Annotated in this window: 9 protein-coding genes; 8 read left to right on the forward strand and 1 reads right to left on the reverse strand. The window is 32.0% G+C overall.

Annotation, left to right across the window (positions count from 1 at the left end; all coding sequences use genetic code 11):
• Nucleotides 1-36 precede the first annotated feature (36 nt).
• The 8 genes from QM746_RS11380 to QM746_RS11415 all read left to right on the forward strand — a co-directional run bounded on the left by QM746_RS11380 (nucleotide 37) and on the right by QM746_RS11415 (nucleotide 12,634).
• Nucleotides 37-183, forward strand: a complete 147-nt coding sequence (locus tag QM746_RS11380) for a hypothetical protein (protein WP_414984332.1) — start codon at nucleotides 37-39, stop codon at nucleotides 181-183.
• Between the two features lie 215 nt (nucleotides 184-398).
• Nucleotides 399-833 carry a hypothetical protein gene (locus QM746_RS11385; protein WP_414984333.1) on the forward strand — a complete coding sequence of 145 codons (435 nt, stop codon included), beginning with the start codon at nucleotides 399-401 and terminating at the stop codon, nucleotides 831-833.
• A gap of 95 nt (nucleotides 834-928) precedes the next feature.
• The gene (locus tag QM746_RS11390; protein ID WP_414984334.1) at nucleotides 929-3,823 is read left to right on the forward strand and encodes a UvrD-helicase domain-containing protein; all 2,895 of its coding nucleotides are present in this window, start codon (nucleotides 929-931) and stop codon (nucleotides 3,821-3,823) included.
• A gap of 8 nt (nucleotides 3,824-3,831) precedes the next feature.
• A complete protein-coding gene (locus QM746_RS11395; protein WP_414984335.1) occupies nucleotides 3,832-5,751 on the forward strand; it encodes a site-specific DNA-methyltransferase in 1,920 nt (639 codons plus the stop codon).
• A gap of 5 nt (nucleotides 5,752-5,756) precedes the next feature.
• Complete coding sequence (locus QM746_RS11400) at nucleotides 5,757-7,823, forward strand: DEAD/DEAH box helicase (RefSeq protein WP_414984336.1); 2,067 nt, start codon at nucleotides 5,757-5,759, stop codon at nucleotides 7,821-7,823.
• Complete coding sequence (locus tag QM746_RS11405) at nucleotides 7,807-8,385, forward strand: Tn7 transposase TnsA N-terminal domain-containing protein (RefSeq protein ID WP_414984337.1); 579 nt, start codon at nucleotides 7,807-7,809, stop codon at nucleotides 8,383-8,385. The genes QM746_RS11400 and QM746_RS11405 overlap by 17 nt, the downstream gene beginning before the upstream one ends.
• A 39-nt stretch (nucleotides 8,386-8,424) precedes the next feature.
• Entirely contained in the window at nucleotides 8,425-10,332 is a 1,908-nt protein-coding gene (locus tag QM746_RS11410) for a DUF262 domain-containing protein (RefSeq protein WP_414984338.1), read from the forward strand.
• Between the two features lies 1 nt (nucleotide 10,333).
• A complete protein-coding gene (locus QM746_RS11415; protein ID WP_414984339.1) occupies nucleotides 10,334-12,634 on the forward strand; it encodes a DUF262 domain-containing protein in 2,301 nt (766 codons plus the stop codon).
• Nucleotides 12,635-13,076: 442 nt separating this feature from the next.
• Here the strand turns inward: QM746_RS11415 and QM746_RS11420 are convergent, their stop codons facing one another.
• Nucleotides 13,077-13,436 carry a hypothetical protein gene (locus QM746_RS11420; RefSeq protein ID WP_414984340.1) on the reverse strand — a complete coding sequence of 120 codons (360 nt, stop codon included), beginning with the start codon at nucleotides 13,434-13,436 and terminating at the stop codon, nucleotides 13,077-13,079.
• Between the last annotated feature and the right edge of the window lie 72 nt (nucleotides 13,437-13,508).

Genomic DNA, 13,508 nt, shown 5'->3' on the forward strand with positions numbered 1-13,508 from the left:
ATACATTTATTTCTGTTTAATCAAAATATTAATAAAATGAACACAATTAAAGCAATTAAGCCTGGACCCAAACTCAATAAGCCAGATGGAACGCCAGACCGAAGAAGAAGAGTTACACCAGAAGTAAAGCCAAAACACCCAGAACTAAAGCCTCACAAGCACAAACCTGGAGACTCTAAATAGATTGAATCCTCTTTTCTATTAATAATTACATCTTTAGTAATTTTAAAGAAGTAGTTTAATTATTACGTATACATTTTTTTTTAAGATATAATAAATAAAAAATACTAATAAATGAGAGAAATGTTTAATCTGTTCGGCTATGATGAAATCTCCAACGATAAAAGAAAGTGATTCTTATTAATTTAATTTCAAATTTGGTTTTGTAATTTTGAAAGATGGTAGTAAAAATACAATCGATAGAATATTTAAAATTTTCAATTGGCAGTTATCATAGTGAATATCGCCATTTTATTTTTGAGGATGGTTTTTTTACGTATAAAGAAACCCAATTTGATATGGAGACAGAGATTAATCCAATTGGATATTTAGATAAAGATTTTTATATAAAATTAATTGAAATTTTGAATAAAACTCAATTTACTAATTGGCAAAGAAAATATGAAGATGTAAATATAGTTGATGGTACAGAATGGAAGTTAGAAGTAAAGTATAATAATAGAAAAACCAGTAAAATAACTTTTGGGTATAATCAATTTCCATTAATAATTGAAAAAGATGGGACTAACAAAATTATTGATTGTGAAAAAGACTTCTTTAAAATGATGAAGTTGTTTAATCAGATTATCAAAAGGAAACTCTATTTCCATTAATTTTATTTCAATTTAATATAATTTATTACAGATTTTACGGTTTTCCGTTTTTTATTATCGTTTGGTTTTGTATTTTTGAAAAAAAACTAAACAAATTGATATCATTAAACAGCTTTCAACAGCAAGTAGTAGATACTAAAGAAGGACCACTTCTTGTGATTGCTGGTCCTGGTTCTGGTAAAACGGCAACTTTGGTAGAACGTATTGTTTCTCTTATTCAATCAGGTGTTCCTGCGGAAGAAATAATGGTATCTACTTTTACCGAAAAAGCAGCAAAAGAACTTATCACCAGAGTATCTAATAGATTATTAGCACTTGAAATTCCTGTAAATCTTAATGAAATGTACATTGGTACATTGCACTCGATTTTCTTGCGATTTATTGAAGAATTTCGCGAGTATTCTACGCTTAAAAGAAACTACCGTCTTTTAGATCAGTTTGACCAATGCTTTCTAATATTCAAAAACCTAAATACATACTTAGAAGTTGATGATCCCGCAGAAATTATAGGCACTCATTATCAAAACAGATGGGCGAAGGCAAATAATCTGATGACTTACATTGGAAAGGTGTCAGAGGAATGCCTTGATGTTGAGGATTTGTGTAATGCCGATGAGGATGAAATCCGTGCTATTGGAGAATATTTCAAGATTTATCAAAATCAGTTAGCAGAAGAAAATGTCTTAGATTTTTCATCAATTCAGACAGAAATACTTCGTTTGCTTGAAGAAAACCCTAAAGTTCTTCAACAACTGCAATCTAAAATAAAATACATAATGGTAGATGAGTATCAAGATACCAATACCATTCAAGAAAAAATCCTTTTATTATTAGCTTCTAAAAATCACAATATTTGCGTTGTGGGTGATGATGACCAAGGTTTATATAGATTCAGAGGGGCAACAATTAGAAATATCTTAGAGTTCCCAAATAACTTTAAAAAAGGCACTTGCAAGCAAGTTGCCTTAACAACCAATTACCGTTCACACCCAGACATCATCCAATTTTACAATAATTGGATGGCTCAATTGGATTGGACAGAAGGAAATAAAAAATTTAGATTTGAGAAAACGATAACGCCAAGAGAAGGAGACTTTCCTGAAACTGCTACTGTCATAACAGTTTCTAATGACCAGTCCTTTGAAGATTATTGCAAAGAAGTTTTGGCTTTTATTAATGAAATGGTTGATTCTGGTAAAGTCACAGATTACAACCAAATTGCATTTCTTTTCAAATCGGTTAAGAACGAAAGGGTTGTTGCACTTGCAAATTATTTAGAAGAAAACGGCATCAATATTTTCTCACCCCGTTCTTCACTCTTTTTTGAGCGCAATGAAGTTCAACTACTTTTTGGTGCATTAATATTTATCTTCCCAAATCTTTTTGAAGACCTAAAGTGGAATGATGATGCTAATCTACAAATATGGCACACGTACGAGCATTGGAAAAATAAATTTGCTGAAGAACTTCGTTCTGACCCAGACAAACATAAGAATTTGCTCCAATGGTGCCGTACAAAGGCTAAAGAACATTTGATTCTAAAATCAAATACAAACTACGCTTTTACAGCTCTTGTTTATCAACTCTTAGAATTTCCAATGTTCTCAGAACATTTAGAGTTAGAATTAACAGATAACAAACTTCGTCTAAGGTCAGCATACAACATTGCACTAGTAACAAAGTTGCTTTTCAAATTCGAATTCTTATATAATGTAACGGTCTTAACACCTAAAAATGTACAAAAAACATTACAAGAACTTTTCAATACATACCTTCGCTTCATTATAGATGGCGGTATAGAAGAGTACGAAGACTTTGATGAATATGCACCTTCTGGTTGTGTTTCATTTATGACTATTCACCAATCAAAAGGATTGGAGTTTCCTATTGTTTTAGTAGGCTCACTCAACTTAAATCCAACTAAACAGTTTGATGAAGTAGATGTAATACTTCAAAACAACTACTACCATAAGCAACCATTTGAGCCAATTGAAAAAACTAAATACTACGACTTTTGGAGATTATTTTATACGGCTTTTTCAAGACCTCAAAATGTCTTGGCACTTACAGCCTTCGAAAAGAATGGACAAGGGAGAAATCCTTCTAAGCATTTCGAAAAATCATACAAAGAAGCAGTGCCTTGGAGGTTGCACGCCTTCGATATAACGCAGTTAGAATTAGAAACAATTAAGCCAGTTAATATAAAGAAAGAATATTCTTTTACCTCGCATATTTTGCTATACGAAAACTGTCCACTACAATACAAGTTCTATAAAGAGTTAGAATTTACAGAAGTTCGTACAGGAGGTGTTTTAGGGGGTAGCTTATTGCATCAAACCATAGAAGATATTCACAAAGCAGTACTTCGCGACGAAGTGCATACACTTACGAACGAAAATATTACAGATTGGTTCAATGAGAATTATTACCTATTGTCAAAAAGCCAAAGGTCTTATCTTCACCAAGGTCAGCAAGATGCTTTATTATCACAGGTATTAAGATATAGGGATAATCAGTCAGATCGTTGGCATTTGATTAAAGAAGCCGAAGTCGATGTATCTTTGGTGAAGGAAGATTACATTCTTAAAGGGACGATTGACTTAATAGAAGGCGAAAATGGTACCGTAGAACTCATAGATTTTAAGTCAGGATCCAAACCCGATGTCAATTCTAATGAGCCAAAAACAAAACAGGTCCTATCACAATACCGCAGACAACTAGAGATTTATGCGCACATAGTGGAGGAACGTACAGGTCATGAAGTGAGCAAAATGCACTTGTACTATCCTAAAGAAGAAGATGCAAGTCCTTACATTACTTTTAAGTCTAATAAGGATAACATCCAACATACCATTTCAGTTTTTGATGACGTGGTAACCAAAATAGAAAATAAAAATTACGATATGTCCAACACTGTAAAGTCTGAGAAACAATGCGGAGAATGCGATATGCGTTTCCATTGCAACCCAAGACATTACAGTTTAAAATAAATATATATATGTCATTAGATAATACATTAGGATTTAATGTTCAACAGAAAATTGATACAATTGAAGATTATAAATTTGAACCAATTAAAGGTTATCCAATGCTACATTGGAAAGGAAAAAGACCTTTCACATCAACCCAGTTTTATCCTGCGCAGTTAAAAGAAACCCACGGGGAAGAAGTTAATGGATGGCTTAACAAAATATTTTGGGGCGATAATCTTCAAGTGATGAGTCATTTACTACGAGAATACAGAGGACAAGTTAAATTGATATATATAGATCCTCCATATGATTCGAGAGCTGATTATAAGAAGAAAATTGAGATTAAAGGGAAAGGAGCTATTGGAAATTTTTCTGCGTTTGAAGAAAAACAATATACTGATATATGGGCTAATGATGAATATCTCCAATTTATATATGAGAGAATAATGTTAATGAGAGAATTGTTAAGTGATGATGGTTCAATTTATTTTCAATGTGACCCAACTAGGGGGCACTATATAAAGATAATATTAGATGAAATATTTGGAAGTTCAAATTTTGTCAATCAAGTGATTTGGAAACGCACTTTTTCACATGGTGATTCAGGCCAGGGTGCAAAGCATTTTGGGAGATTGCACGATATGATTCTATTTTATAAGAAATCAGAAAGCACAAAAATTAACGCTGTATATACACCATATAGTGAGAAGTATATTTCTGATTTTTATAAGTATGTAGATGAAACTACTGGTAAAAAATACCGTTTAGTATCTCTTCTAGGTCCTGGTGGAGCAGCTAAGGGAAATCCATATTACGAATTTCTTGGAGTTTCAAGATATTGGGTTCATTCAAAAGAAAAAATGCAGAAATTATATGATGAAGGTATAATAATTCAATCTCGTCCAGGTACTGTTCCACAAAAAAAGAGATTTATTGATGAGTCTCCTGGAGTACCATTACAAGATTTGTGGTTTGATGTAAATGCTGTCCAAGGAACATCTTTGGAGAATCAAAAATATCCAACTCAAAAACCTGAAAAGTTGTTGGAACGAATACTACAAAGTTCATCAAATGAGGGTGATTTAATATTTGACTGTTTTATGGGATCTGGTACTACTCAAGCGGTTGCCATGAAGCTAGGGCGTCGATTTATTGGTGCAGACATTAATTTAGGGGCTATACAAACGACCACCAAAAGACTTCTAAATGTTGCTAAAGAGTTAAACAGTACTTTTCAGGAGGAAACAAAATATACAGGCTTCCAAGTCTACAACGTTAACAATTACGATGTATTCAGAAATCCAGTTCAAGCAAAAGAATTGTTAGTAAAAGCATTAGAAATACAACCGCTACCCAACAACTCTCTTTATGATGGGGAGAAGGATGGACGTATGGTTAAAATAATGCCTGTCAACCGTATTGCTACAAGAGCAGACCTTAACGAACTCATCACCAATTTCGACTATAAAAAATTCGAAAAACTAAACGAAGAAAACCCTAAAAAGCCAGTTGAACACATTCTATTGGTATGTATGGGACACGAGCCAAGCCTAGCAGCAGAACTAAAAAGTTCAGTGCCTTATACACTAGATGTTGAAGTGGTGGACATTCTTCGTGATAAAGCTAATTTAGAATTCAAACGCGATGCAGAAGCAGAGGTAGTAATAGAAGGTGGTAAACTATTAATTAGAGAGTTCTACCCAATGAATTTGCTTCAGAAATTATCGCTTCAAAAAGAAAACGTAAACAATTGGAAGGAGCTTACTGATAGTGTAATGATAGATTTCAATTACGATGGTGCGGTCTTCGAACCTCAAATTGTAGACGTCCCAGAAAAAAATGAACTAGTAAAAGGTGTTTACGATATTCCTACCAATGCAGGAACAATCCATGTAAAAATTACAGACCTTCTTAGTGAATCTTTAGAGTTAACTGTTAATCTGTAATTACAATGGCAAAGAAAAAAGCAGCTCAACAAATAGACTTTCCATTTTACGAGTATCTACAATTATTTTTAAAGGAGGAAAAGAAGAAAATCTATTCTTCTTTCACCCCTTTATCGAGAAAATTTTTGGCATTCAACAACCCAGATAATCCTACGGCCTATCTACGTTTACCGCAGTTCGAAGCCTTAGAAATGTACATTTTCTTAAAAGAATACTGCAACAACAAATATTTGTTCGAAATTTTCGAAGATTGGTTCAGTAAGAAAAATAATTTTGAAAACCGTTCCACTACGGGTATCACATCTGCAGGTCAAATGACACTTTTCGGTGCAAGTGAAGCGTTTAATGGAGATGATATTGCTACATTTAATGAAGTTTTCAATCAGATTAAATCGTTCCAGCAAATATATCCCAACTATATTTTTGCTTTAACAATGGGGCTTGGTAAGACCGTTCTAATGGCAACTTCCATCTTTTACGAATTTCTCTTAGCTAACAAATATCCAAAGGATGAAAAATACTGTCATAACGCATTGGTTTTCGCACCAGACAAAACAGTTTTACAATCCCTAAAAGAAATTGAAACTTTTGATAAAGCTCTAATTATCCCTCCTGAATATGTAAACTGGTTAGATATCAATCTAAAATTCCATTTCTTAGACGAAAGCGGTGATGCACTGAACACGATAGAAAATTCAAAGTACAACATCATCATTTCAAACACCCAAAAGATTATTCTTAAGAAGCAACACAAAGCTAAAACGCCTTCTCAAGAATTATTTTCAGATACCAGCACAACTTATAAAGCCAAATCTTTAAACAAAGATTATGAGGATCTTTACGGTTTTGAAATAGACACTGATGCGGAGCTAATTACTAATCAAAGATTTGCAAAGCTTACTAGATTAAAACAACTAGGGATATACGTTGACGAAGCACACCACGTTTTTGGTAATGCCTTAGCTCAAGACTTTGGGCTTAAAAAATCAGCAACTTCCCTTCGTGTAACAATTAACGAACTTGCAGAAAACTTAAAAGAAGCAGGTACAGCAGTAGTAGGTTGTTACAATTACACAGGTACGCCTTATGTTGGCAGTCGCCTCCTTCCCGAAGTTGTATACTCTTATGGCCTTAGAGAGGCAATAAACAATCAATATCTAAAGAAGGTTGACATCCAAGGTTTTGAAAACATAAAAGATAAAACCCTTGCATTTGTAAGATTAGTAATCACTGAGTTTTGGGAAAAATACGGAACAAAAAGATTTGAAGGTATGCTTCCTAAATTGGCATTCTTCGGTTCTACAATCGACGAAATTCAATCAGAATTGCGACCTGCTATAGAACAAGTTCTTTCGGAATTAAATATTCCAACCTCTAAAATCTTAGTAAATGTTGGAGATACTTCCGTAACATCAAACGATGATATCAGAGAATTCAAACTACTAGATACGCCACAGTCCGAAAAACAATTCATTCTCTTAGTTAATAAAGGAAAAGAAGGTTGGAACTGTCGTTCACTTTTCGGCGTTGCATTACATCGCGAACCAAAATCTAAAGTATTCATACTACAAGCAACGATGCGTTGTCTCCGTTCTATTGATCCAAAACAACAAACTGGTTTAGTATTCTTATCAGACGAGAATATCAAAATACTAGATGCGGAACTTCAAGAAAACTTCAAAATGTCAGTTGATGACCTTACGAAATCTGGTAAAGACAAAGAATTGGTAGAAGTCAGAATTGTACCACCGCCGGTAAAAATTAGATTCAAAAAAGTAAGAAAATTACACCAACTTAAGGACAAGACAATATCCGAAAAAGTACAATTCAATTTTGACGAAGTAGATTATGAACAATACAAAATAATTGGTTCGCACAGAAGTATTCATGACATGTCAAAGAAAATTTCACGAGACAAAGATTTTTCAAATTTCAAAGACAAAAGAGAATTTTCTGAACTTACACTATGTGCTGAAATATCGAGATATCTAAATCTAAGCCCTCTAAAAATCAAATCTATCCTTAAAGATTCAGAAGGAAGGCTTACCAATTATTTTGGAAAAAATAAATGAGTTCAACGAATTGCTTTATGACTGGATAATTCCAAGACTTTTCAACGAGCTATACGAGTTAGAATCCTTTGAAAAAACAGACGAAGTTGAAGTAGAATTGGTAAAAGAACCAAAGGACAAAGATTTTTATTATATTAATGCTAAAGTCAATCTAATAGCATCACTCGACGATCCTAAATTTTCGTCATTCAAAGACAAATCATTCCATCTGGACAACTATTGCTTCGACAGTAATCCTGAAAATCATCTATTTTGGACACTACTAAACGACGATAAAATCAAAAAAGTATGGTTTACTGGAATGCTAACACATGGTCAATCAGATTTCGTAATCAATTACATTGATCCTGTTTCGAATACCGTGAGAAGCTACTACCCAGATTTCTTAGTACAACTAGAAGATGGCTCTTATACAATTATCGAAGTAAAAGGAGATAACATGATAGATGATGTAGTTGTAAAAGCAAAAGCAGACTATGCCCACCAACTTGCAGTAGCAAGCAACATGTCTTACTTAATGCTCAAAGGCTCAGATGTTATAAATGGAGCTGGTTTAAACTAGTAATTATTTAACGATAAAGAAAAACTCATAACGTAGAATATGAATACCACAGAATTTCTAGAAAATACTTTAGAACCTATACTTGTTGGTGATTTACTGAAACAATCAGAAGGTAATCCACTATACAACTTTTATATTCCCGCATACCAAAGAGGTTACAGATGGGACAAAGATCAAATAATGGATCTTTTAGACGATCTATACGATTTTATATACATTACTAAAGGAGATAAATACTGTCTTCAACCAATAGTCGTAAAAAAAATGACTGATGGCAAATATGAAGTCCTAGATGGTCAACAAAGGCTAACAACAATTTTCATTTTATTAAACTGTATTAAGAAGTACAATACACTACTCAAGACTTATTCGCTTTCATACCAAACAAGACCTGATAGTGAAACATACTTACAAACAATCTCAAAAGAAATAAATGATTCAAATCCTGACTATTATTATATTAGTCAAGCCTATATTTTGATTGATGAATGGCTTACAAATCAGATTGAAGAAAAACCCTCCATTGCAAGCGATTTGCAAACGGCCTTTGGAAATTCAGTTGAATTTATTTGGTATGAAATTCTTGAAAATACCATTGCGGTAGATGTCTTTACAAGGATAAATGTTGGCAAAATTGCATTAACAAACGCAGAGCTAGTTAAAGCTGTTTTTTTAAGTAAGGAAAATATGAAGCTAGGTTTTTCAGAAAGAGATTCCGAAGTCCTAAATTTAATCCAAAATAGAATCGCCTTCGAATGGGATGAATTAGAAAAAAAATTAAGAAATGATAAATTTTGGTATTTCATATTACAATCCAAAAAATCATACGAAACACGTATAGACTATATTCTAGAACTACTTTCTGACCAAAGTTCTCAAACAAATGACTATGCTTCCTTTAGATATTTTTATTCAAAAATTAAAGAGAAGAAACAAAATACAGAATTAATAAAAGAACTTTCTGCCAAAAATTATTCATTAATCGAGGAGGAATGGGATAATATAAAATCAGTTATTGAAGTTTTCGAAGAATGGTATGCCGATCCTTTCTATTATCATTTTATTGGATTTTTAATTCTTCAAAACTTTTCTATTGTTGACATTAAAAACAAATTCTTATCTGCAACAACACAGGAGTTCAATAGTTACATTAAAGAGTCTGTCTATGACATGTTTGAAGGGATTGATATCACATCCTTACGATATGGTCCCGATTCCAAACTAATATCTAACTTACTTTTACTATTCAATATTCACAGCACATACAAGGTTCCAGATAACACAACTAGATTCCCATTCAATTCTTATAAAGATAAGATATGGAGTTTAGAACATGTCTATGCTCAAAATTCAGAAGACTTCAAAGAAAAAGATTATATCAATTGGTTACGCGAAAACTTAGCAGCAATTGAAAAGAAATTCAAATCCAAAGAGGCAAATGATCTTATCAAAGAAATGAGACATCAAATAAAACACTTTGAGGACTTTGACGGTAAATTTGATAATATCGATTTTGTGAGTTTAGTTTCATCATCTGAAAAACTTTATTCCCAAGGTTTAGAAGAACTGGATTCGGAGTCTCTTTTAGAACTTGAAAAACTACAAGAAGCATTAGAAGATGAATCCGATGTTTTGGGAGATTCATTTGATGAAGAACTTGTCACAGAACAAAATAAAATTAATTTCTTATCAGAAAGAGATTCCATTGTAAACCTTGCATTATTAGACAGAGATTCTAATTCTTACTTAAGCTATTCCTTATTCGATGTTAAGCGTTCTAAAATTATTGACTTAGATAAAGAAGGAGCATACATACCATTAGAAACAAAAAGGGTATTCCTAAAATACAATACCAAAGAACCAGATAATTTCTTCTACTGGACCGTAAAAGACAAACTTGATTACCTAGAAAAACTACAATTAACTTTAGAAAAATTCAAAAACTAGTATGAGAACAACATTATGGAATTTACTCACTAATAACATTCCCGATCATTCAATAAAATTTGGTGTAGTTATCCCAATGATACAGCGTGATTATGCGCAAGGTCGTTCAAATCCTAAGTCTTTAGAAATTAGAAATCAATTTATTTCAGACCTTAAAGTTGCGATAGAAAACTCAAAAAAAGAAGAAGAATATCCACTAGAATTAGATTTTGTTTATGGCTATATTCAGAATGATATTTTTTATCCTCTAGATGGTCAACAACGTCTAACAACACTTTTTCTGCTTCATTGGTATCTTTCATTTAAAGAAGATGATCTGAAGCTTACTTCACCAACGCTATCAAAGTTTACGTATCAAATTAGACAAACATCCAAGGATTTTTTTAGAAAATTATTAGAATTAGACTTTGATAAAGAGAAATTTGATGATCCTGAGTTTATATTATCAACCTACATAAAAAATCAAAGTTGGTTCTTATCAAAATGGATCACTGATAATACTATCTTTTCATGCTTAAATGTATTAGATCTAATCCATGAAAAATTTAAGAAAGCAGATATTCTGTTAGCGGACTTAACTAGTAATGACAAAACACCTATTGTATTCAACTTTCTTGACATAGAAAAACTAGGAATGTCAGACGACCTATATATAAAAATGAATGCTCGTGGGGTTTCTCTAACTAGTTTTGAAAATTTGAAAGCTGAATTAAGTAAATTAATCAAAGAAAGTAAGTTTAATGAAAAACACATATATAATTATGAACATTCTGAAGGTGTCTCAAAATTTGATATGTATAAATACTTCATTACAAAAATAGATACAGTTTGGTCAGATTACTTTTGGAATAAAAGAGACATTAACACCAATATATTTGACAACAAACTACTTAATCTTCTTTCATACATAGCCTTAACAAATAAAGCAGCAGTTGACCCGGAAGATTTTGAACAGATACGTAATAAATTTGAGGCAAAAAAAATACTCCCTACATTCTACCAATTCATCGAAAGTAAACTTCTGGATGAAGAATCATTAGTAAACTACATTGATATTTTGGATTTCTTAATAAAATCAGATAGTTCTTATATTGAATATTTCGACCAAAATAATCCATACTTAGACGTTGAAGATCTTCTCGATACGAGTGTATATAATGGCGTTTATACACTTTCGGCTACCGACAGACTAAAAGTTTACTCTATCGTTCATTTTCTACCATTACTAAAAGAGCGTGATAATGCAAGTTCAGAATTGCTAAAAATGACAAGGCTAATCTCCAATCTTTCAACGGTTTCTAATTTTTACAACAACTATAAAGATCTTAATACTAGTTTGGTTGGATTATCCACTATATTTCGCAACTATACTGGAGACATCTATTCTCAATTCTTAAATTCGGAAATTTCAGGTTTCTACAAAGATCAAGTAATAGAGGAAAAAATTAAGATAATTCTCCTTTCTAAGTCTAAAGAATGGTCTCAATTAATTCAAAAAATAGAATTAGATCCATATCTAAATGGTCATATACTTGTAATGCTAAAATTCTCAGGAATATGGGATGAATATAAGTCAAATACTTCTTTGGAGTGGGATACTACACAAGATTTACAATTCTTTGAAAGCTTAAAAGATTACTATGCAAAATACAATATGTATTTCAGTGAAAAAGGTTCTATTGATTTTGGAAATCAACTTTTCAGAACAGCAATGTTATCAATAAATGATTACTTAATCCACGCAACGAATTTTCATTTTATCTCTGATGATAATCATAGAGATACCAGTTGGAAAAGATTATTCAGAGAAAGCGACAATGAAAAATTCGCAAAATCCATTGGTACTTTAAAAACCCTTTTTGATTCTTCAGATCTAAATATTGCTCCTAAAACAAATCTCAAAAACGTAATAAAGTCAAATAAAACTAATGTATCGGATTGGAGAAAATATTTCATTTCGAATCCAGACCTACTATATTATCAATCGGGCTATGTTTGGTTAGATAACAACTATAAAATGATTTACTTATTAAATGCTTCTAAGTATAGTGTAAAAGCTTATGAGTTAAGAACACTACTATTACAGAGAAAACTTGCAGATTTAGATATTTCTACAATAATTGAATACAAACAGGAATATGGTAAATCTATTATTACACAAATAGGTAGTAGAAAATCAAAAGTAATTTTTTCATTTGACAAAAAAGACACATTTGAAATAATTGAAAGAGGCAAAGGCTCAACCATATTCAACTCAGAAAAGAAAATTATTGATTACATTGAAGAAAACTATAAAAAATAATTTTTATGAGCCGATTAATCTCATTAATCAGCTCATTTTTTAATTATTATTGAGTCGTCTAGAAATATTATAACTTTAAGTATTAAATCAATATATATATATTTACGCTCTCTCAATCCACTAAATCAGGAACTTCAACCATCAACCAACACCTTTGTCGTTCATAGTAAAGACATATTATACAAACGAATTTCTCAAAGGACAAAAAGTTTGAGCTTCGTCCCTACTTTATTGTATTTTTTTCAATCCAATTCACAACGCGCTCTCCGTTGTGATAATATTTCTAAACTCAATATTAAGTTAAATTCTCCAGAGCTTAACAGGTAACTGTTGAGCTTTTTTATTTTATGGAAAATATTATTTGCTATCTTTGTTGTACAGAGTGACCAGTTCGGCTGCACACTGTACCTCAGCCAACTGATATACTCAGTTGTTTTTTTATTCAAAACCGCACCCCCTTAGCAATCAATAAATCCACTTGCAGCTTCACCCATTCTTTTGTAGGAGCTTCCAATTTTGCTATTTCATAAGCACTTTTCAAATATTCAAACACCTCATCATCATAAAGCGCAGAAAGAAAAACATACAAATTTTTCCTATCCCTGTTCTCAAAATAATCCTCATCAAAATCTATGATGGTATTGGCACTATCTTCCCAACGCTCCTGAAAATAACCATCAAATTCTATTCCTTTCTCCTGTGCAAATCCATGCAATAAATCCATGCAATCATTCAAGTACGATGATACATTCCGAGGCTCATTCGCCAAATACTCTTTAAACAATTCCAGAATTCCTTCCATTCTAGTTGAGGTATTAAAACACGAATATAAATATTTTTCAAATCCCTTAATCCACTAAATCAAGAACTTCTA

This window comes from Cloacibacterium sp. (assembly GCF_047601505.1).
In the GTDB taxonomy this organism is placed as follows: Bacteria; Bacteroidota; Bacteroidia; order Flavobacteriales; family Weeksellaceae; genus Cloacibacterium.

Excerpts from the sequence above, each read along its gene's own strand:
- QM746_RS11400 (WP_414984336.1), top strand. The coding sequence starts at position 5,757 with ATGGCAAAGAAAAAAGCAGCTCAACAAATAGACTTTCCATTTTACGAG.
- QM746_RS11380 (WP_414984332.1), top strand. The coding sequence starts at position 37 with ATGAACACAATTAAAGCAATTAAGCCTGGACCCAAACTCAATAAGCCA.
- QM746_RS11395 (WP_414984335.1), top strand. The coding sequence starts at position 3,832 with ATGTCATTAGATAATACATTAGGATTTAATGTTCAACAGAAAATTGAT.
- QM746_RS11420 (WP_414984340.1), bottom strand. The coding sequence starts at position 13,436 with ATGGAAGGAATTCTGGAATTGTTTAAAGAGTATTTGGCGAATGAGCCT.
- QM746_RS11415 (WP_414984339.1), top strand. The coding sequence starts at position 10,334 with ATGAGAACAACATTATGGAATTTACTCACTAATAACATTCCCGATCAT.
- QM746_RS11410 (WP_414984338.1), top strand. The coding sequence starts at position 8,425 with ATGAATACCACAGAATTTCTAGAAAATACTTTAGAACCTATACTTGTT.
- QM746_RS11385 (WP_414984333.1), top strand. The coding sequence starts at position 399 with ATGGTAGTAAAAATACAATCGATAGAATATTTAAAATTTTCAATTGGC.